Origin of the sequence: Shewanella sp. DAU305, assembly GCF_026802235.1 — a bacterium.
Taxonomy (GTDB): Bacteria; Pseudomonadota; Gammaproteobacteria; order Enterobacterales; family Shewanellaceae; genus Shewanella; species Shewanella baltica.
The window spans coordinates 4677206-4698166 of record NZ_CP113808.1; the positions used below are offsets into that span (position 1 = coordinate 4677206).

A 20961-nucleotide genomic window follows, 5' to 3' on the forward strand; every position below is an offset into this window, starting at 1 on the left:
CCTAGTCGAGCTAAAACCAAAGAAAAGTGATCTTCTTTTGCTCAATTTAGGTATATAGATCCCGATCACGTGTTTCATAGAAATAAACCACATATTAAAATCACAGCTATATTTATCTGTATATCCAGCTCGTTATATCGAGCTTTCAATAAAGACCAGCGGTTTTTGAGTCAGTTAAGCTCATCAGGAGTATCTCAGTGTTCAATTCTTCATTACGTAAAAGCCTAGAAGTGAGCGAAAACAAGCGCCAAGAAGCGGAGTCGGTCATCGACGCCATTAAGCAAAGTATTGCCACGGTAGAATTTACGCCTGAAGGAAAAGTGCTCGATGCGAATGCCTTGTTTTTAAAAGTAGTCGGTTATTCACTTAATGAAGTTGTTGGCCAACACCATAAGCTGTTTTGCTCAGCGACCTATGCTAATTCTCCTGCCTACCAACAATTTTGGAGCAATTTAAAAGCCGGTCATCCGCAGGAGGGACATTTCGCGCGAGTGAATAAAAATGGCCAAGAAATCTGGCTAAGAGCGACTTACTTTCCTGTAAAACAGGCGGGGAAAGTCGTGAAGATAATGAAAACGGCTTCTGAAATTACCCAATATAAGCAACAGCTTGACGATCAATCCGCCATCTTTGATGCCCTAAATCGCTCCCAAGCTATTATTGAATTTACCCCAGATGGCACTATCCTGAAGGCAAATGCCAACTTTTTAAAAACAATGGGATACAGCAAAGAACAGATCTTGGGTAAGCATCATAGAATTTTCTGTTTCGATGAATTTTATCGACAAAATCCACACTTTTGGGACGAGCTTAAGCAAGGTCGCTATAGCAAAGGGCTATTTGAGCGCAAAAATGCCTATGGCGACTCAATTTGGCTGGAGGCGGCTTACAATCCCATTATGGATGAGCATGGAAAGGTCGTTAAAGTTGTTAAGTTCGCCAGTGATATCAGCAAGCGGATCGAGCAAAGCCACGCTGTGCGTGAAGCCGCAAATATTGCGCTCACCACATCGCAACGCACCGTTGAGCAAGCGGAACAAGGCGTTAAGTTGCTTAATGCGACCGTCAATACCTCCAATGCTATTGCTGAGCAAACCCATAAAACGACTCAAGCGATTACTCAACTGAATGAGCAATCCCAAAGTATTCAAGCCATAGTCGCGACGATTAGCTCGATTGCCGATCAAACCAATTTGCTGGCATTAAATGCCGCGATTGAGGCCGCGCGTGCGGGTGAACAAGGCCGAGGTTTTGCGGTTGTCGCCGATGAAGTGAGGCAGCTCGCTTCCAGAACCAGTAAATCAACCAGTGAAATTGCCGCCGTCGTCACTAAAAATACCCAGCTCACCACAAGTGCAACAGACATGATGAACGAAGTTGAAGGTATCGCACAGGAAGGGAAACAACAGCTAGCCGAGGTAACTTTGGTGATGGGAGAAATACGCAACGGGGCAGAAAACGTCTCACAAATCGTCTCTCAACTTTCAATCAACGGTCATTAATCCCCTCGCATTTCATCGCGCTATCAAGGATTGAATGGCGCTTTATCTGCAGACAAAAACGCCATGTGATTGTTCCGTCAATCAATAATCAGTTTTACTGCCTTCATAGGTGGCGCACATTTGCTGCGCGAGCGCCTCGTCATAAGGACGTAAGCCACTCATGACTAAGGTTTTGATACCTGTGCCGACTAAAGTATCGCCACTGTGTAATTCAAAGTGCAGTGTCACATCGCCACGTTTACCGTCGATTTTTAAATCTTGGCCAACGAGTGATAAGGTCACTTGCACAAAATCGAGGGTGGTTAAGTCAAACGACATGCTTTCGTAAATCACTAAAGGTCGGTCTGGGTTGATCATCACTTGATGTTGTTTCATCAAAGGGATAAGGATATCGATAAAATTATGCCCAGAGAAAGCAACATATTGACGAATAAAGGATTCTGTCTGCGCATCGCAACAACTTACATCGCCTTGACGGCTCACATTAAGATAGGTTTTTTCGCGGCCATCGCGAATTGAAAAACTCTCGCTCACTTGTTCCGGGAATTGCAGTTCGACACTCGCGCCCACCATACCCGCAAAGCTAAATTTCATGCTCTGACTCAGACCATATTGAGTCAATACTATGGCAAACAGTAAATCTCCCGGCACGCAAAAGCGTTTTGCGCCCACATTGTGTATGGGATTAAAGTCCTGCGCAATTTTCTTCGCGAAGTCGCTGGCTTGTTGTGCGGATACGGAAATGGCTTGATTTTGCTCGGAAAAATAAGGCGCTAGAAACATATAAACTCTATTTGTAATAACTCAATACAGGGATGGATAACAAAATTATCACGAGTCTACCTTAAATTAGGTATTTAACTCACCCGATGACTTGATCCCACGGAAGATGTACAAAGTAACACCATGCCCACATTTGTAAAGCCAAACAAATTACAAGGGTATTAACTTAGGTTAACAGGCTAGCGCCTTCCATTGGACAAGGAACAAATAGTTAGACTTGTTTAAATTCACGCTTCAATTGAAAACTATCGTCAGTGACCAGCTGTTCTAGCACTTCGACACGCTGACGCAAGGTAGCTAACTCGGACCGCAAGGCTTGATTTTCGGCCTCTTGCTCACGGCTCGACACACCTTGCTTGTCGCGGATTTTCATAATCGCCACCACATATCCGCCAACAATGGCGAGTATCGGGATAAGTAAAGCGAGGGCTCCGGTATTCATAGTCATTTCCTTTATCTATTGGCGTTATCGTTATCAGGCTAAAAACTCAGGCTTATTTCGACTCTAGACATCAATCAAAGTCAGAGTATGGGAATGAGTATGCGCAAAATAACCCTAATCCACCAGTGACAAAAGTCATGAGGTTTGGCTAAGGTGCATCATTCCTTATCGAAGCTATCCACAACAATGGCGCCCATAGAGGCTGGCATAGTGATGACGATAATCCGTTTTATCGAGGTCAGCGGATCTTCAAAAAATGGCACTTTATCGAGGCACAGCAAGACGAGGAAAACCACCAGCGCGGTGAGCAAATACGCCACCACGATGCGGAAAATAAACACAGGGACTCGGGCACTAATATTTTGCTGGAACACACTGTGATAAGTAAAAACCCCTAGAAATAACAACGATAAACTAAAGAGCATGGCGAGATTGAGCACAGGCAAGGTTTCGCCGAGATGCCAGGCTTCCTCTGAAAACGCCACGGGCACCGCCAGCGCAAATGCCCCCACGCAAACTTGGCTCGCATCTTCGGTATTAAAACTAAAGGTCATGCTCATCGCTCCTTAATATTCCAATCCATTTGATTAGCCGAAAATGACGTGCGACTAAGACGCACTACATAAGGGCTTCATCCTGCAGTATTAAGTGCGATACAGCACTTTAGTTAACTATCAATAAGAACTTAATTACTAAAATCCCTACTTTGTAGGCCAGCCCGAAGCTAAATTACTCGTCTATTAGTCTATGCAAAGAGAGACACCACAAGCCTCACCTAGCCATCCGTTCAAAATAATCAACTAAGATACAATGACTTACATAAAACCATTAGATTAGTAAATCGCCGTTATTGTGGTAAAGTAGCAGCATTATAACAAGTTAACCACCGATCAGGATCGTGTAATGGACAATCTAACAATCACTTATGAAAGCAAAGTAATTATTCAGAAAAGGGTAAAGGTTTTTGTCTTAGCTATCATAGTAATTTTTGGTTTACTAGGCTATCGAGCGGCGGTTACCACAATGGGGATGGAGAACGTCACCAATACTAATCTAATGTTAATTGCTCGTACGCCACACAGTTTAATTAAGCTGCAAGAGCACTCGGAAAAAATGAATTTAATGATTAATGACATTGAATCACTACCCCTCAAAGATATACGTTCCGCAATCACAGAAACAGTTGCTCTGATTAATTTGACGACTAGGGAAATTGATGCTCAATACGAAGCTTGGATTGACTTGAAGGCAAAGATGGACAGTGACGGGGAATCCTTTAAAGAACTGAAGGGCAATTTAGATACCATTAAGACGCTCCAAAGTGAAGAAATTAAAAACCTCAAAAAAGCCCTTGATGATGTCACTGCAGAAGAGGCTTCAACTCAGTTTCTTAGTTTACTGGTCAGCTTTGTTGTTGGCGTATTTTCTTCCATTGCCGCGAGCTTGATGTATCCATCTATTAAATTACGAGCAAAATCTACAATTGAATGGATAGTTAAAAGCTAAAATGAAATCAAGCGTCTGCCTTTAGGGTGATACAAGGTACCTATAAACATAATTAATCCAAATAATTTTAAACCCCAAAATTACAGAGAACTTTGGTGATCTCATTAGGTATACCCATACAGGTATGGTCAAACTGTGATCGAACAGTACCCATTAGGGTTGAATTTCAATAATAGGTATACTACTCTCCGTGACCTCTTAGAACCAAACGGATACACCTCGTGGCACACATCGCTTACCTTCGAGTCTCTTCTGTAGACCAGAACACTGACCGTCAGCTTGCCAATGCGAGCATCCCTTTTAATAAAACCTTCACTGATAAATGCAGTGGTGGCTCTACCATACGTCCTGCCCTAACTCAGCTTAAAGACTATGCTCGTGATGGTGACACTATCCATGTCCATAGCATTGACCGTCTAGCTCGTAACTTGGTTGACTTGAAACAATTGGTCAATGAATGGAATGAGAATGGTGTTAGCGTCAAGTTCCATAAGGAAGGCCTTAGCTTCAATGCTGGTGGCAGTGACCATATGTCTGAGTTAATGCTTAACATGCTTGGGGCTGTTGCTCAGTTTGAGTTAGCAATGATTCAGGAAAGGCGTCAAGAAGGCATTGAGAAGGCTAAGTCTGCTGGTAAATACAAAGGTAGGCCTACTAATGAAACTAACCACCAGCAGATCGCTGAATTACGCTCACAAGGTGTTTCATTAAGGAAAATAGCCAAGGAAGTGGGTGTATCACTATCAACCGTGCAAAGGGCTTTAGCGGCCTTAGAGAAAGAGATTGATTAATTGAACAAGACCACCAGCATCGAACAGATTGACCCTAGCCAATTAATTCTTGACGATAGATTTCAAAATAGACAGCCAAACTTAGTTCACAAAGATTCTGACCGAGAAGCCTCAGAGTCTTTTAGAAAGATGCAGATTGAAAATGTTTTGATGAGCCTGAAACATGGTGAAGATGTGCACACCCCTTTAGAGGTCTTTGAGCTACACGGTAGCTTATATGTAGTAGATGGGTTTCATCGCACCATGGCTTGCCAGCAATATTTAGCTAATCCAAAGGCTAGAAAGATCACTGTACCCGCGAAAGTCCACCGAGGTTACTCTGAGTTTGATGCTTTCATGGCTTCATTAACTATGAATGTAGGGCATGGAACACGACTACATATTTCAGAGGAATATCAAAACAAGTTCAAGCGTCATTTAGCTGAGGGCGAGAACATTGTAGTACAGAGCAAAAGGGACATAGCTAAAGCTTATAGCTGTAGCGATACCCATGGTCTAAGTATACAGCGAGCTTTAAACGCCTGTATTGAAGCTGGGCTGCCTTCAAGAGCTGAATGGGAGAAAGACTTCAGTAAGGCTGCTAAAAAGCTTAAAAGGGCACTGAAGAAGCGTTATCAAGATGTACTAGACGATACTTTCGATAAAGATAATTACCCTATTATTACGAAGCTAGCTGCTGCCTCTCAGGGCATTAAAGAAAAGTCCCCAATGACTGAGACCGCTCGCAAGGCAATGATTAAAAAGCAGATCATGGATATGATTGATACGCACGGAGCTGAAGACTTTAGGGCTGCATTGAAGTCCGTCAGTAAAGAATTAGCCCTCGGGGTAACCGTTAAAACCGTCTGGGATGAAAACGAAACATATCGAAGAGTTAGTGATGATGGGTTTTAAGGAGCAATCACATCGCCTCTTTAAGGGCACACCTTAACGAACCTTATTTATTTGTTCCTGTAATTGTTATCCCCCATTACGAAGTCCCATAGAGCCTACCTAGCGAAAATGTGCTGGTGGGCTTATCGTTCCGAATGGAATATTCCTTCCTAGTTATTACTTGTGCTGGTTAATTCGTTAAGGTGAGTCCTAAGGACTTTAAGTGGTCGCGGTGACCAGCAGGGACGCTAGGTGGTCTCTATACATTAAGGTTTTTAGGCACACCAAGGCCTGCAGAGGATAAAAGGCTGTATTCCCTAATCGTGACACTTCTAAAAAAGGCCTGTTTTGTTAGCTCAGACACCTTTACTTAATGGTCATTATTATCTTTAACGATGCAGCGATACGTTACTAAGGGACTATTTGAATGACCATGTGGCGTATAAAAAACGAACATTTCAAGCACACATTTTTAGTACAAGTCACCACACGTAGCAATCGTAAGATCATCTTAATACCCCAAGCATTCCCCCCTACTAGGGTTTTGATAACACGAACATACATTTATTCACGTACCAACTCCATAGCTTCTGTCGTGCCATCAGAACCATAAAACAGAGCATTGTTGAGTCTATGACTACACTCAGCAGTAACCAACAGATCACCGTCTTTCCTATAGATACGGATATACCGAAGCTCATTTGTTTTATCAGCTTCCAACTCAATTTTGCTTAAATAACGACGAAGCACCTGATTCAACTTTATACGGCTATCAACATCTTTAGTGTTTGCCAGCAATTCAAGCAGCCGTCCAGTCAACATCTGGGTATCTTCTTTCTGAATAGCGACCTGACCATGTGACAACTCAAGAGCAGATTTAGCGGCATGTAATTGGCTATCAGTTTCTGCAATTAAACTTGTGAGTTGTTTATATTTATTTTGCAGTAGTTCATTTAGACCAAGCTCTGCGATTGCATTGATAGTGTTCTCCAACTGCTTACGAGAGTCCTCAAGACGGCTAGAAAGCTGAATAACCTTGTCATTAAGTTGTTTGATATTTCCGTTATCTCTACTGCCCATGAGTTCAAGTAGGGGCAAACGTCTAAGCGCGAACAAAGTAAATGAAGCAAACTTATTGAAGTTCCATGAACCACCAAAACAGCTTATTCGATATTGCAGGCAACGCATTTGATAATATCGCTTTCCCTTTACCTTAGAGCTAACAATGTGCATCCCTTCACCACAGGAGCAACGTAGCAGGCCAGCGTAATAATTACGCATATCTTCCCCTCTGCGACCTTGACCAGCTCCACCTTCATGTAGGATGGCTTGAGCCTCATTAAATTGGTCTTCAGTTATGATTGCTGGGTAATAATCCTTTATAGGTTCCCCCTCAGCCTTACCATTGAGTGTTGGTTGATATTCACCAAGCACTGCACGATATTGGAGGATTCTAGACAAGCTTCTGGGATACCAAGCCCTACCAACTAGAGGCTTTCGACCTTCTTCCGTCAACAAACGGCCAATACGAGGTGTACCATAGCCGTTTATGTATAAGGCAAAGATCTTTCTAACTGTATCTACACGCTCAGGAAGCAGCTCAAACACGGTCTTATTTGCATTTACTTGCATCCAGCTAGGGCAGCGCCTAGTTATAATTTTACCTGATGTACGAGCTTCCTCTCTTGCTTTTGCTTTTGCATTAAGAATCATTTGGCTCTTACGCTCAGACTCCTCAAAAGCACGTTGCGCGCTCAATGCCCATCCCATCAAATCCATAAGAGGATTGGGAGAATTGGGTTCATACAACTTGTTATCTGTGAATGTGAAAATGCTAATTCCACTATCTAGTAGCTGCATTAAGAGGGTGACAGCGCGATTAACTCCTGCTCGCGAGAGACGGTCTACGTTTTCAACAATAAGGACACTGCCCTTTTCAACATACCCGTCTTCAACGCATTTTAGAAATTGACTGAGAGCACCCGTTTCAATATTCGCGCCTTTCCAGCCACTGACACCAAGGTCTGAAAAAGTCTTGTCACTGAGATCCCAGCCATGGGCTAGCGCAGACATCTGAATAGCTTCCCATTGACGCTCTTGACCATATCCTTGAATCTGCTTCTTTGAAGACAGCCGCACATAGCTGTATGCCTGACGCATAACACTCCCCCTGTAAAAAAAGGAGTGCATTCTAAAGTTAGGTCATAACCGATACAATACCTTAACCACATGCCAGCCAAACTTAGTTTTGACTATGTGCGGCACTAATAACTCGCCCGAAAATGCCACTTTATCAAACTGTGGCACCATTTGGCCTTTTTTAAACTCGCCTAAATCACCGCCTTTTTTGGCCGAAGGGCAAGATGAAAAACGCTTGGCGAGTACCGCAAAATTAGCGCCATTATTCAGCTGCTTAACGATATCCTCAGCCTGCTCTTTGTGTTTCACTAAAATATGCACGGCGGCAGCGGTTTTAAACATGTTATTTCTCACTTTGGGTTAACGACCTAGGCTAAGGGAAGATGGCGTCACGCGTGTACTCTCGATAACGCCATTTCCATTCGCATAGGTTCTACTACTTAAGATTTTATATTCAACGCACAAATGCGTGATTGGTCGATTCTCGAGCCTATTGGCCGAGTATTTTCTGCCACCATTGCAAAGGCTCGCCGCAATTATTCACCGGACGATAAGTTGCGGTTAATGCCGGAAGCGCATCAACATTGCTGCAATCCGATTCTTTGGCCACTCCGGTATCTCGGTCAAAAAAGCCCTTCACGACGCCATTCACTGGGATAGAGCGCAGACTAATAGGTGGACGTTCTTTCAAGAAGGCAAGATACACGGCCATGGCGCCACTGCTGCCATACAAGCTGGTTTTGCCGTTATCATCACGCCCCACCCAAATAGCGGCGACGTTACGCTCATCAAAGCCCGCAAACCAAGAGTCGCGGCTATCGTTACTTGTACCTGTTTTCCCCGCCAGCCCAACGCCTGGGAAGGCATTGCCTAAGCGCGTCGCTGTGCCCGTATTAACCACTTGCTGCATAGCGTACTGGATCAAAAAGTCAGTATCGGGTGAGATGGCCTGCTCTTTAGGCAATCGCGTCACGGGCAATGGATTTTTATCAGCATCCAACACAGCCGTCACTGTGGTTAATTTACGGTAAACCCCGCTATCGGCTAAGGTTTGGTACACCTGCGCCACCATTAATGGCGAACCATTGACGGCACCGAGTAACATAGAAGGATACTCGTTTAACGGTTCCTGCCAACCCGACTTAGCTAAGGTTGTCGCAACCGCATCCACGCCCACCGCAATCCCAAGATTCACAGTCGGGACGTTCATCGACTTTTTCAGCGCCGTTAACAAAGGCACTTGACCGCTGAACTTCTTATCGAAATTTTGCGGTGACCATGTCTTACCTTGTTCATTTTTTAAGGTAATAGGCTGATCTTTAAGGGGAGTAGCTAAGGTAAATTGGCTATTAGGTGCCAATGCCGTGGCGTACACAAAAGGCTTAATTAACGAGCCAATCGGGCGACGAATTTCAACTGCGCGGTTAAAGCCGTCAAATCCTGGGGTTTTATCACCGACCATAGCCGCGATACCACCCGTGTATTTGTCGGTCACTACCATGCCCACCTGTAATGACTTATTACTCTTATCTAAACTCTTAAGGGTTTGAGTGACCGCTTTTTCTGCCGCTTCTTGGGCCATAGGATCGAGCGTGGTATAAATTTTTACCCCAGATTGCTTCAGTAACGCATCACCATAACGCTCGTTCACCTCCTGTTTTACTAGGGCGAAGAAAGAAGGCAGTTTTTGATGTGCGGGTTTATTCAGATTACGGATCGCCAGAGGTGACTCTACCGCCGCCTTATACTCGGCCGTGGTTAAATCGCCCGCATCCATGAGTAAACGCAGTACCAGATCGCGACGCTCTTGAATGCGCTCCGGATATCGCCATGGATTGTAGTAAGACGGCCCCTTAATCGTCGCCACTAAAAATGCCTGCTGAGCGATAGTCAACTCACTGATAGGACGGCCGAAATAGAAACGTGAGGCCAAACCCATACCATGAACGGCGCGGGATTTATCCTGCCCCATATACACTTCGTTAAGATAGGCTTCGAGGATTTCGTCCTTGCTGTAACGAAAATCGATAATCACTGCCATCAAGGCTTCGCGCACTTTACGGAGTAATGAACGCTCACTGGATAGGAAAAAGTTTTTCGCTAACTGCTGGGTTAACGTCGAGCCGCCTTGCACAGTGCGACCGGCGCTGATGTTCACAAACGCGGCGCGCGCAATCGCGAAAGGATTCACTCCATGATGTTCGTAAAAGCTACGGTCTTCCACCAGCAGTAACGCCTGCACAATCGACTTAGGCATTTCTTCGGTCGGCACAAACAACCTGTCTTCGCCGTCGCCAGTAATAATGCGATCGAGCAACACAGGCTCAAGATGGAATACGGCAAGCTGGCGTTTGTCCGACACTCGGGTGACTGAACTAACGCCATTACCGTCGAAGCTTATCATGACTCTTTGTTCGACTTGATCGCCTTCAGGATGCAAGAACGGTCGACGCCACAATTCGATACGAGTGCTCGATGCCGAAAACTCTCCCACTTGGCGTGGGTTAGCGACTTTGCGATAGCCGAGCAACTTAAGCTCAGCCATCATTTGCGGATGGCTGACCGCCGCGCCGGGATACAGCGCCATAGAACGGCTGAACACCTGCGCGGGCAAGTGCCATTTTTGACCTTCAAATTTTTGCGCAATAATTTGATCGAGATAAATACTGTAGAAAGTCACTACCGCTAATCCGGCTAAGGCTAATTTCCAAGTGATTGACCAAACTCGTCGAAAGAAACCGCGGCCATTGTTGGCCCTACGGGAAGCGGGTGTTTTTTTTGTCGTCTTAGTCGTCATATCTACTTCATCATTCATGCATTTAAAGACATCAGCCACGATAGCAAGCGTGGTGCGAATCAAGGCGTGTTTTCACCCGATTAAAAAACCAGTGTCACTGCTATGGCTGAGCTAAACCCAAGGTTTTCTTCTTGGTAAATTTTGTTGGTAGTGTATTCACAGGATCGTCCGGCCACAGATGTTTTGGATATCGGCCACGCATTTCCTTTTTCACTTCCACATAAGGTCCCTGCCAGAAACTGGCTAAATCCGCCGTTAAAGCCAATGGACGTTGAGCGGGAGAAAGTAATTCCATCGTCACCTTTAGCTTGCCCTGCGCCAGCATAGGGCTCTGCGCCATGCCAAAGGTTTCTTGCAGACGCACCCGCAGCAGCGCACGCCCAGATTCATCGTATACGATTGGCGCAGAGGTACCGGTAACTAACGGCCAAGAGGTTGGCAATAACTCCTCCAGCCGCTGTTTCTGCTGCCAGCTCAAACAGTTTGCCACAAAACCAAAGCAATCGAGCTTAACTAATTGCGGCAGATTATTCACATTTTCGAGGTAAGGCGCCAGCCAAGTTTCTAGGCTCGCTAATAACGCCCCATCATCGACCTTGGGCCAGTCACTGCCCGCATCGAACTCAGTCGCGAGTTTAAGCCTGTATTGAAACTGCTCTAAGTTAGCGTTCCAATTGAGAATTTGTAATCCTTGCTGGCGAATATAAGCTAGTAAGGCCGCGACAATTTGCTTGCGCTCAGGCTTAGCAATGGTCTCGGTTTTCACTAAAATTTGTCCGACCTTGTATTGGCGCTCGGCAATCACTCGGCCTTTGCCTTCATCCCAGCCACAGATCTCGTGGATTTCCAGCAAGTCTTTTAACTCGCTATCGAACAAGCTCGGCTGAAGCTGACTCGCCAAGTAAATCCGCCCAGCGTTTCTGCCTTCAGTTTCTTGGAAATCCGCCACCACCATCCAAGGCGTTTGCGACAAGGCATCTTCGGCTGCTAACACCACGCCAGTCCCATTGGCTAATTGATAACCCTCAACGCCTCGGGCTTTGGCGATGCGATCTGGATACGCCAGTGCCAACAATAATCCCACATCACTGTGGTGAGCATGGGTCGCGACCTTCGCTAAGTCAGCAGTTAAACCGAGCTTTTTCTGCCACTGTTTTGCCTGCTGTCCCGCTTGCCCCTGACAGGCAAAGTGCAAGTAATTCATGATATCGGCGCCCTTTTTAGGCAAACCGCGCGCTTCTAAAATCCCCGACAGCAAACAGGCCAAACTGCCCAATTGCCCAGTTTGCTCATTAACATTGTTTGCGCCTAAGCTTTTCACACTTAAGCTTTTCGCGCCCAATAGCATATGGGCAAGCCTTGGGTGACACCCTAGCTCATAGGCCGCTTTTCCGTGGGGAGTCAGTTTATTTTGGCCATCGACCATGCCTAAGCGCTGCAGTAATTGCCACGCCAGCGTCTCATTCACACTCGGTGGCGGCGTTAACAACATCAAATCGCTGAAGGATTTTGCGCCCCAATAAGCACAATCGTGGGCCATAGCCACCAGATCCGCTTGGCTGATCTCAGGTTCATCGGCCCTGAGCATGCGGCCATGTTCTTCTTGGCTCCACAGGCGAACACAAACACCCGCAGATAAACGTCCGGCGCGGCCACTGCGCTGAGTCGCCGAGGCTTGGCTAATACGTTTTAAGCCTAAACGAGTGACGCCAGTTTTAGGGTTGAAACTGGCCTGACGTTTATAGCCGCTGTCGATGACAAACCCTATTTCTTCAATAGTTAAGCTCGATTCCGCCACGTTAGTCGCTAGCACGATTTTGCGCCTGCCGTCCGTAGTTGCCGCAATCGCGCTATCTTGCTCTGCACCTGAAAGCTCACCATAAAGGGGGCAAATCAGAAAGGCATCTTGGGCTAAGCGCTCACGCAGAAACTGCTGCAGTCGTGAGATTTCGCCTTTTCCCGGTAAGAAGACGAGCACGGCGTTATTGCTAGCCGTTTTATCAACGTTGGCACTACTGGCAGAGACCAGATCGAGTACGCAGCGGCCAAGATGATCGATCCAATGCTGCTGCGTCGGCACAGGGCGATATTCAACCTCAACGGGAAAACTGCGGCCTTCACTGTGCAAGGTCACGGCCTCTGGCATCAGTTCGCCTAATGCAAGGCCAGATAAGGTTGCCGACATGGCCAATATCTTTAAATCGTCCCGCAGTGAGGCTTGCACTTCGAGCGCTAAGGCAAGGCCTAAATCGGTAGTGAGGTGGCGTTCATGGATCTCATCGAAGATGATCATTCCAATCCCAGTTAATTCGGGATCTTGCTGGATCATCCGCGTGAGTATGCCTTCGGTGACAATCTCTAAGCGGGTATTGGCGCTGACTTTAGCTTCACCGCGCACGCGATAGCCCACTTCTTGCCCCACCTTTTGCTGGCGACAATGGGCAATATAGTGCGCCACACTGCGCGCAGCGACACGCCGCGGTTCGAGCATTAAAATGCGTCCGCTGATTTCTGGCCAATCCAGCATAGCCAAAGGTAACGCGGTAGATTTACCCGCACCAGTCGGTGCCTCGAGGATCACTTGAGCGTGACGAGAAAAAGCCGCACGCAGCGGTGCTAATAAGCTATGAATAGGTAGAGAGTTCAAGAAAAAGACATCAGCGGCCAACACAGGCCGTCAGTGTACTAACAATCGACGGTGAGTACCATTTCACTGCAACATAATCCGGCTCAGTAGATAAGTGTACCAAACACTAGAGTTGGGGATAGGCCGCAAAGGTCTCACGTTTTTCGAGCCAAGGCTGACTGAGTCCAGACTGTAATTCAGCTAACCGTATCGGTTTATTGATGGCGTAACCTTGGGCATAGTCGACGCCAAGGGTTTGCAGTTTCCGGCCAATATCTTGGGATTCGACAAATTCGGCAACCACATCAAAACCCATATCTTGGCCGAGTTGGCAAATCGATTTAACGATCGCCTGATCCGCACTGTCTTCGCAGATGTTCACCACAAACTGGCCATCCACCTTCACAAAGTCCACATTAAGGCGCTTAAGGTAGGCGAAGCTAGAAAAACCCGCCCCAAAGTCATCGAGGGCTAACTTGCAATTGAGAGGGCGCAGTATATCGAGTAACTTTGTCGCTTGTTCGAGCTGACTCACGGCCGCGGTTTCAGTGATCTCGATGCAAAGCTTGTCCACCAGCTCAGGTTCGGCCATCAAACGCATTTCTAGCCAGTTCATAAACTCAAAGTCACCCAAAGAAGTCGCCGACAAATTCACCGACACGAGGTCCAACTGCTGCCAGATATCTAAATGGCAACCGCCCCACTTGAGCAAGTTATCGATCACCCACAAGTCGACCTTAGAAGCTAAGTTATATCGCTCGGCGGCGGGCAAGAAGATGGCAGGAGACACGATAGTGCCGTTGGCCTGCACCATGCGCAGTAAGATCTCTAAATGCAGACCTGACTCCTCACGGTTTAATGGCACTATGCTTTGAAAATAAAGCTCAAATTGGTTTAACGCCAGTGCGCCGACTATGTCCACCGACGCCATCATCTCGGTATAAAGACGGTTCATTTTAGGATCGCTCGCACTGTATAAATGCCAGCCATTACGGCCTTGATCCTTCGCCAAGCGACAAGCAGCATCGGCCTGACTCATCACGGTATAAATGTCGGCGGCTTTTTTATCGAGTTTAGCAATCCCCATGCTGACACTGACATTGTGGCTGCGACCTTCCCAAATAAATTCATGATTCGCCAATTGGGTACAGATACGTTTAGCTATTTGTTTTGCCGAGTCCACATTGCAGTAATGCATCAAGATACCAAACTCATCACCCCCTAAACGGGCGACGATATCGCCCTTACGCACGAGCTGTTTTAAGCGTAAGGCCACTTGGCAAAGCAGCTTATCGCCCGCCTGATGGCCACTGATATTGTTGATGACTTGGAATTGGTCTAAATCGAGAAACGCCACACAAATAGGCATATCGTCGTGGGCGTGCAGCAGGTTTTCTAATAGGGCTTCGAAATGCAACCGATTGGGCAATCCTGTGAGCGCATCATAATTGGCATGGAACGACAGCTCATCGGCTAGGCGATACTTCTCGCTGACATCTTCGGCAATCATGACTAAGGTATCTTTATCGCCACTGATCTGGCTAAAACTGAGTTTCAACCAAGCCAGTTGATGGATAGATTTTAAGGGTAATTCACACCAAGCCTGACCAAGCACGCCTTCACGTACCACATGCAAGGTATCAGTTAACATGGCGTGTTCTTCCTCACGCACCATGTCGAATAAATCATAACCATGTTGGATTGGCAGCGTTTGCAGGGCGACTTTATTGAGCATAGTCAATTGATTATATTTATCTAACAAGGCGCAGGCTAAGGGTAACTGATTGAAGACTTCACAGTATTTATGCTCACTGGCGAGCATGCTCAGAGCGATACGCGTCAGTTCCATCGCCGAGCCAATCATCACAGCGGCATGGTTAAACTCACTTATAAACTCTTCGCTCCATTCGCAACACTCGGAGCAATTGACTGCGCCCAGCGCAATACGCGTTTCGCCAAATACCACAGGTGGCAATACCAATAGACTCTTCACGTCCCAGTCCCTTAATAGGGCACGCTCGGCCTGCGCATCGGCGGGCAAGGTATTCACATCGGGCAGATTTAATAGTCGCGGGGTGCGGACAAGGGAGCGAAAAAATGGCATGCGTGCCAAGGGCCAGACTCGCGTTTGTTGGCCTTTGGCAAATTGGGGTTTTAGATACAAATTACGCGTGCGTAAACGATCCAGAGACTGGCTGCCGGTTAATACAAATACCCCGTCACAATGCAGCTGCAATGTGATGGTCTCAAGTGCTCGGTCAACATTTTGCTCTAAGGTTTCTAGCGGAGACTCACTAAAAATACTCACCAAGGCCTGTTGGAGTGGATTTGCTAAACCTACTAACATGAAAAGTGACTTCCTTACCTAAAAATCCATTTAAGGTATTATCGACGTATATTGAGTATAGGCTCACAGTAAATTAAACGTCTGCTTGAGTCGCAAATTAGCCGATAAATTCAACAACTAGATTAACGCTCAAAGACGCTAAACGTCAAAGTGTTCCCAGAGATAATCCGTGTTGAACGCCACAAAGGACAATAATCAGATGCAACAAAGGCTATTTCTCGGCTTCGCGCCTACCGCTGCACAAAGGGCAAGGCTGAGTGATTTACAACAGCGACTGTTCTGCCACCTTAATCCTGAGGCGAAAGCGGTTAGCGTCAGTAATATGCATTTAACGCTCTGCTTTTTAGGGCAAGTTGACGACGAGCAACGCATCGCCCTCCTTGATGCGATTGACTGCTTAGCTAAGCCTAGATTCAGCGTTCAACTTAACCAGCTCGACTTATGGCCCAATGCCCAAGTTTGTTGCTTGAAAGGCGATGACGTTGAGCCGCCATTAGCGCAATTAGCTAAGCAGACGCAAGCAATCGCAGGCCGCCTGCAATTGCATAGCAGTGAACACCACTTTTGCCCGCACATCAGTTTATTTAGAAAAGCAAAACAATGGACGCTAGATGAAGCGGCTTTATTGCAACTCAAGGACATGAATACGCTAACGTTAACGCCCGAACATTTGCATTTATACCATTCAAAAAACACAAGCACGGGTGTGGAATATCACATCCTACATTCTTGGACGCTCGGTTAGCGTGAGTTAAAAATAAAAAAGCCCGAGTATTAACTCAGGCTTTATTTTCAACTTATAAATCTATGCATCAATTAACACGTGAATAAACCAATAGAGCTAAATTAAACCATCCAATAACCAATGCCTTATTCGAGTAAACGTAAGGTTTCGCGATACGCACGCTTTTGCTCGTAGGTTTGTAAGCGCTGCATAAATTCATCTGTCTTGGTCATTTCGGCGCTCATCTTTAACGCTTCAATTGCTTTTTGCTGCGTCGAAATTGCCGCACCAAAATCGCCGACTTCGGCATAAGCCGCAGCCAGATTATCTAAATTTGTCGGGTCGTTTTCATTCACTTTGAGCAACTTTAAGGATAACTCGACCGCTTTATTGCCATCGCGATACTCAGCTTCTGGGCAAGTCGCTAAAATCCACGCCACATTACCTAAGGCAACATCATCACCCACTTGGGAAAATTGCTCGACCGCTTTACCACAGTTGCGTTGCACGCCATCGCCGCCAGAGGCATAAATAAAGCCTAAACGGAATTGTGCCCAACGACTTCCCTGCTCACTCAAGGCTCGATACCAATGCTCGGCCACGGATAAGTCACGCTTGATCAATTGGCCTTCAAAAGACAGGTCGGCTAAGGTTTGCTGCGCTTTTTCATGTTGCTGCTCGGCGGCAAGTGAAATCCAGTGCAAACCAGAGGGCACTTCTTGCACCACAAAACGCCCAGAAAGGTACATTAATCCCAGCAAAAATTGGGCATCGGCGTCGCCTTGCTCTGCCGTCACCTGAATGTGCACAAACTTACTGGCCGCGAGTTCGGCAGCAGGCTGCGGGATAGAAAATGCGTGCGCCGCAGAGCTCAGCCCAATCGTTAAGCTTAAACCTGCACCTAAAACCCATAATCTGTATTTCACTTGCTTACCTCTCTTAAAAGCGACTGCCCTCAAAGTTAGCCAGAATTAACCCCATAAGTCGAGCCTAAATACACACAAACCTCAGGATAATGGGGGGAAGTTGAAGCAAATAAGCGCCGAATTTAAAAAGTGAAACATCTTATACTGTAATTTAGGGGCCAGTTTTATCCATAATCTATAATAAAACGGCTTAATTAGACTGGTAAGATGTGATTAACTCGACAGAGTTAAGTGAATCCAGCGAGTTTCACGCCGATTTAGTTGACTTAAATCACTAAAGTAGCAAAATAAGCTCTAATTTTAGATGGTTAATTGCATTTATTCACTTATTCTAAAGTAAGACTTCCATCAAGTTTTTGTTAGTTTAATTGACGTAAAATGCTTATTTAGAATACTCTTACTTTCGTTTTAATCAATCGAGGAACACCAACATGGCTCTGATTGGTAAGCCAAAACCTGATCCAACTTTGGAATGGTTTTTATCACACTGTCACATTCATAAGTACCCTGCAAAGAGCACTCTTATTCATGCTGGTGAAGATTCAGATACTCTTTATTACATAGTAAAAGGTTCTGTAGCGGTATTGATTAAAGATGAAGAAGGTAAGGAGATGATCCTTTCTTATCTGAATCAAGGTGACTTTATCGGTGAACTAGGTTTGTTTGAAGAACAAGCCGAACGTACTGCATGGGTTCGCGCTAAGCAAGCTTGTGAAATCGCTGAGATTTCATATAAGAAATTCAGACAGTTAATTCAAGTTAACCCTGAAATTCTGATGAAGCTGTCTGCGCAAATGGCCTATCGCCTTCAAAGCACCAGCCAGAAAGTGGGTAACCTCGCATTCTTAGACGTGGCTGGCCGCATTGCCCAAACGCTGTTACATCTGGCGAAACAGCCTGATGCTATGACGCATCCTGATGGCATGCAGATTAAGATCACTCGTCAAGAGATAGGCCAAATCGTTGGCTGTTCACGGGAAACTGTGGGCCGTATCTTGAAGATGTTAGAAGAACAGAATTTGATCCAAGCTCATGGTAAGACCATCGTGGTATACGGTACCCGTTAAGTTAGTCTTCAGCTTGATTTAAGCCTGCCTTATTAAAGTGGCCTAGAATAAATTCTAGGCCATTTTTTATTGGAGAGCTCAAATGAAACGGCTGTTTTTAATCTGTTTTTTCAGCCTGTTCACGCTGGCGCATCCAATGCAATTGAATGCCGAACCTATTGAATTAGAACACTATCAAGCCAAGGCACTCGTCAACTCTGGGCAAATACTGTCCTTAAACGGTACACTCGCCGTAGTTAATCAGTTTTGCCAAGGTGAACTAATTGATGCTCATCTCTATCAAGAAGATCATAAATGGCGCTATGATTTGCAAATCAAAGTTCAGCGTGGCCAAATCGTCAATCTCAGTATTGATGCAACCAATGGCCAAGCCGATCACTCAATAGCATTACCGAGCGAATGTCGAAAACATGAAACTGTTACTCGTTGAAGATAACCCAATGCTAGTCACCGAGCTGGAGAAACAACTCAAACTCGCTGGCTATGTGACCGATATTACAGACAAAGCGCTTGAAGCCGATTATCTGATCAAAGAAACCCAATACGATTGCGTGATCTTAGATATCGGCTTGCCCGATGGCAACGGCCTCGAACTACTCGAAGGCTGGCGTAATCAAGGGATCAGCACTCCAGTCATCATGCTGACCGCACGCAGCCAATGGCATGAAAAAGTCGAAGGCTTTAATGCTGGCGCCGACGATTACTTAGGTAAACCTTTCCACGCACAGGAATTATTGGCCCGTATTCAAGCCCTTATCCACCGTGCCCATGGCCGTTTAAACACTTCTAGCAAGCAATTGAGCTATGGCGGCGTGATCTTAGACGAAGCCGAGCAAACGGTGAAAGTGGCAGACCAATTGTTTGAACTGACGGCGATGGAATTCAGATTATTGAAGATCTTCCTGATGTCGCCTAAGAAGCTGTTATCTAAGACACAGCTCACCGATAAGCTGTATCAGTTTGACGATGAAAAAGAGAGTAATGTGGTCGAAGTTTATGTGACCCACTTACGTAAAAAATTAGGCAAAACCGCTATCGAAACCCGTCGCGGCCAAGGCTATATCTTCCACGGCATTATTGAATGATCTCGATCCGCACTAAGCTCAGTTTATGGTTAACGGGCTTACTGGTAATAGGCACAGTCATTGGGCTCATATTATTTGAGTCCATGCTGCGTCAGGCCTTCCATGACTCTATTATCAATCGCTTAGAAGAAGATCTCGAACATATTATGTTGGCAACCCATATCCACGATGGGGACATCAGCATAGATCAAAGCCAGCTTTCCAGTTTCTATAAGCCCGCCTATTCAGGCCGCTATTTCCAGCTTAACCTGCCCAATGAAGTCATTCGCTCGCGCTCCCTGTGGGATATGCAGTTAGATATCGAGCCACTCGCGCCAAATAAAACCCGTGTCTGGCAAGCTAAAGGGCCAAAAAATAACGATATGCAGCTGTTATCACTGGGGCTAAATTCGAGTAGTGCCAATGTCAGCGCCACCTTAACCGTCGCCCAAGACTTAAGTATCGGTAGACGCGTATTTAGCGAAGTCTATGGCACTAAGCTTGGGATTAATCTGGCGATGTTAGTTGCGATGATCGCGGGGATCTTCCTGATCCTGCGCCAATCTTTTAAGCCAGTTAAGCATATTCAGCACGCGCTTTCTCGGCTAAGAGAAGGCGAGATTAACGCGCTGGAGCTAAATAATATTCCCCCAGAAGTACAACCACTCGCTAAGACTTACAACGAGTTACTTGAGTACACCGCCAAGCAAATTGAGCGTAGCCGCAATAACTTAGGTAACTTAAGCCATGGGCTTAAAACCCCGCTGGCCGTGATGCAGCAACAGGTCGAAGCCCTTGGTCTTAAAGATCCCGAAACCGCCATTGCCTTGCAGCAACAGCTGGATTCTATCCACAAGATGGTCGAGCGCAAACTGGCGGCGGCAAGGATCACAGGCGATATGCTTCCTGCGGCGCAATTGGTGATCCCAAGGGATTTACACAGCCTAGCCAACACCTTAAACAAGGTTCACCGTAATAAAACCATCGAATGTGATTTCGAACTCGACCCTAATATTCTCAGGCTGCCGATCCACAGGGAAGATGGCATGGAGCTCCTAGGCAATCTGCTGGACAACGCCTTTAAATGGGCCCAGAGCCGAGTCAGTATTCAGCTATCACGCCAACAGGAGCGTCTCTGCCTTTGTATCGATGATGATGGTCCAGGGGTTGCCGATGATGAACTCGATAAACTCACTCAAAGAGGCACTCGATTAGATGAGTCTGTCATGGGTCACGGCTTAGGCTTGTCGATAGTGAAGGAAATTGCCGAACAGTATGAGATTGAGCTTAAGTTTAGCCACAGCACTCGCTTAGGTGGACTGAAGATCGAACTGACCTTCAGTTAGTCTCGCTTAACATGCTCAGCGTTAAATG

18 protein-coding genes are annotated in these 20961 nt (G+C 46.1%); 9 read left to right on the top strand and 9 right to left on the bottom strand.

The window, feature by feature from the left end; genetic code table 11:
* Nucleotides 1–197: 197 nt before the first annotated feature.
* Nucleotides 198–1502: a methyl-accepting chemotaxis protein gene (locus tag OX890_RS21170; RefSeq protein ID WP_310473094.1), complete on the top strand. Its 1305-nt coding sequence runs from the start codon at nt 198–200 to the stop codon at nt 1500–1502.
* Between the two features lie 81 nt (nt 1503–1583).
* Here the strand turns inward: OX890_RS21170 and OX890_RS19870 are convergent, their stop codons facing one another.
* The 3 genes from OX890_RS19870 to OX890_RS19880 form a co-directional block, all read right to left on the bottom strand.
* Nucleotides 1584–2285, bottom strand: coding sequence for a DUF3581 domain-containing protein (locus OX890_RS19870; RefSeq protein ID WP_268649803.1), 702 nt, complete (start codon nt 2283–2285; stop codon nt 1584–1586).
* Nucleotides 2286–2496: 211 nt separating this feature from the next.
* A complete protein-coding gene (locus tag OX890_RS19875) occupies nt 2497–2727 on the bottom strand; it encodes a hypothetical protein (protein ID WP_107403628.1) in 231 nt (76 codons plus the stop codon).
* Nucleotides 2728–2885: 158 nt separating this feature from the next.
* Nucleotides 2886–3281, bottom strand: a complete 396-nt coding sequence (locus OX890_RS19880; protein WP_006080091.1) for a DUF2391 family protein — start codon at nt 3279–3281, stop codon at nt 2886–2888.
* 349 nt (nt 3282–3630) lie between these two features.
* Here OX890_RS19880 and OX890_RS19885 point away from each other — a divergent pair, with 349 nt between their 5' ends.
* The 3 genes from OX890_RS19885 to OX890_RS19895 all read left to right on the top strand — a co-directional run bounded on the left by OX890_RS19885 (nt 3631) and on the right by OX890_RS19895 (nt 5918).
* Nucleotides 3631–4233: a hypothetical protein gene (locus OX890_RS19885; protein ID WP_268649804.1), complete on the top strand. Its 603-nt coding sequence runs from the start codon at nt 3631–3633 to the stop codon at nt 4231–4233.
* Between the two features lie 221 nt (nt 4234–4454).
* On the top strand, nt 4455–5024 hold the full coding sequence (locus OX890_RS19890) for a recombinase family protein (RefSeq protein WP_268649805.1): 570 nt from the start codon (nt 4455–4457) through the stop codon (nt 5022–5024).
* Entirely contained in the window at nt 5025–5918 is an 894-nt protein-coding gene (locus OX890_RS19895; protein ID WP_126491143.1) for a hypothetical protein, read from the top strand. It begins immediately after the preceding gene.
* Nucleotides 5919–6461: 543 nt separating this feature from the next.
* On the opposite strand, the gene OX890_RS19900 is transcribed toward OX890_RS19895, so the two are convergent.
* The 5 genes from OX890_RS19900 to OX890_RS19920 all read right to left on the bottom strand — a co-directional run bounded on the left by OX890_RS19900 (nt 6462) and on the right by OX890_RS19920 (nt 15806).
* Nucleotides 6462–8057, bottom strand: coding sequence for a recombinase family protein (locus OX890_RS19900; protein WP_268649806.1), 1596 nt, complete (start codon nt 8055–8057; stop codon nt 6462–6464).
* A gap of 42 nt (nt 8058–8099) precedes the next feature.
* On the bottom strand, nt 8100–8378 hold the full coding sequence (locus OX890_RS19905; RefSeq protein WP_268649807.1) for a peptidylprolyl isomerase: 279 nt from the start codon (nt 8376–8378) through the stop codon (nt 8100–8102).
* 148 nt (nt 8379–8526) lie between these two features.
* Complete coding sequence (mrcB, locus tag OX890_RS19910; protein WP_172599617.1) at nt 8527–10851, bottom strand: penicillin-binding protein 1B; 2325 nt, start codon at nt 10849–10851, stop codon at nt 8527–8529.
* Nucleotides 10852–10933: 82 nt separating this feature from the next.
* A complete protein-coding gene (hrpB, locus tag OX890_RS19915; RefSeq protein WP_268649808.1) occupies nt 10934–13504 on the bottom strand; it encodes an ATP-dependent helicase HrpB in 2571 nt (856 codons plus the stop codon).
* 82 nt (nt 13505–13586) lie between these two features.
* Entirely contained in the window at nt 13587–15806 is a 2220-nt protein-coding gene (locus OX890_RS19920) for a putative bifunctional diguanylate cyclase/phosphodiesterase (protein WP_268649809.1), read from the bottom strand.
* A gap of 199 nt (nt 15807–16005) precedes the next feature.
* Here OX890_RS19920 and thpR point away from each other — a divergent pair, with 199 nt between their 5' ends.
* The gene (gene thpR, locus OX890_RS19925; protein WP_126492783.1) at nt 16006–16551 is read left to right on the top strand and encodes an RNA 2',3'-cyclic phosphodiesterase; all 546 of its coding nucleotides are present in this window, start codon (nt 16006–16008) and stop codon (nt 16549–16551) included.
* A 125-nt stretch (nt 16552–16676) separates the two neighbouring features.
* On the opposite strand, the gene OX890_RS19930 is transcribed toward thpR, so the two are convergent.
* A complete protein-coding gene (locus tag OX890_RS19930) occupies nt 16677–17456 on the bottom strand; it encodes a tetratricopeptide repeat protein (protein ID WP_006080084.1) in 780 nt (259 codons plus the stop codon).
* 431 nt (nt 17457–17887) lie between these two features.
* Between OX890_RS19930 and crp the strand changes: the two genes are divergently transcribed.
* The 4 genes from crp (at nt 17888) to OX890_RS19950 (ending at nt 20933) form a co-directional block, all read left to right on the top strand.
* The gene (crp, locus tag OX890_RS19935) at nt 17888–18523 is read left to right on the top strand and encodes a cAMP-activated global transcriptional regulator CRP (RefSeq protein ID WP_006080082.1); all 636 of its coding nucleotides are present in this window, start codon (nt 17888–17890) and stop codon (nt 18521–18523) included.
* An 82-nt stretch (nt 18524–18605) separates the two neighbouring features.
* Nucleotides 18606–18953, top strand: coding sequence for a PepSY domain-containing protein (locus OX890_RS19940; protein ID WP_006080081.1), 348 nt, complete (start codon nt 18606–18608; stop codon nt 18951–18953).
* Nucleotides 18934–19608 (top strand): response regulator transcription factor, encoded by a 675-nt coding sequence (locus OX890_RS19945; RefSeq protein ID WP_006080080.1) that lies wholly within the window; start codon nt 18934–18936, stop codon nt 19606–19608. The genes OX890_RS19940 and OX890_RS19945 overlap by 20 nt, the downstream gene beginning before the upstream one ends.
* Nucleotides 19605–20933 carry an ATP-binding protein gene (locus OX890_RS19950; RefSeq protein ID WP_126492784.1) on the top strand — a complete coding sequence of 443 codons (1329 nt, stop codon included), beginning with the start codon at nt 19605–19607 and terminating at the stop codon, nt 20931–20933. The genes OX890_RS19945 and OX890_RS19950 overlap by 4 nt, the downstream gene beginning before the upstream one ends.
* Nucleotides 20934–20961 lie beyond the last annotated feature (28 nt).

Bases quoted from the DNA above. Each gene is read 5' to 3' on its own strand.
- OX890_RS19940 (WP_006080081.1), top strand. From the start codon at position 18,606: ATGAAACGGCTGTTTTTAATCTGTTTTTTCAGCCTGTTCACGCTGGCG.
- OX890_RS19870 (WP_268649803.1), bottom strand. From the start codon at position 2,285: ATGTTTCTAGCGCCTTATTTTTCCGAGCAAAATCAAGCCATTTCCGTA.
- OX890_RS19875 (WP_107403628.1), bottom strand. From the start codon at position 2,727: ATGAATACCGGAGCCCTCGCTTTACTTATCCCGATACTCGCCATTGTT.
- OX890_RS19900 (WP_268649806.1), bottom strand. From the start codon at position 8,057: ATGCGTCAGGCATACAGCTATGTGCGGCTGTCTTCAAAGAAGCAGATT.
- mrcB (WP_172599617.1), bottom strand. From the start codon at position 10,851: ATGAATGATGAAGTAGATATGACGACTAAGACGACAAAAAAAACACCC.
- OX890_RS19950 (WP_126492784.1), top strand. From the start codon at position 19,605: ATGATCTCGATCCGCACTAAGCTCAGTTTATGGTTAACGGGCTTACTG.
- OX890_RS19945 (WP_006080080.1), top strand. From the start codon at position 18,934: ATGAAACTGTTACTCGTTGAAGATAACCCAATGCTAGTCACCGAGCTG.
- OX890_RS19885 (WP_268649804.1), top strand. From the start codon at position 3,631: ATGGACAATCTAACAATCACTTATGAAAGCAAAGTAATTATTCAGAAA.
- OX890_RS19920 (WP_268649809.1), bottom strand. From the start codon at position 15,806: ATGTTAGTAGGTTTAGCAAATCCACTCCAACAGGCCTTGGTGAGTATT.
- OX890_RS19880 (WP_006080091.1), bottom strand. From the start codon at position 3,281: ATGACCTTTAGTTTTAATACCGAAGATGCGAGCCAAGTTTGCGTGGGG.
- crp (WP_006080082.1), top strand. From the start codon at position 17,888: ATGGCTCTGATTGGTAAGCCAAAACCTGATCCAACTTTGGAATGGTTT.
- thpR (WP_126492783.1), top strand. From the start codon at position 16,006: ATGCAACAAAGGCTATTTCTCGGCTTCGCGCCTACCGCTGCACAAAGG.
- OX890_RS19905 (WP_268649807.1), bottom strand. From the start codon at position 8,378: ATGTTTAAAACCGCTGCCGCCGTGCATATTTTAGTGAAACACAAAGAG.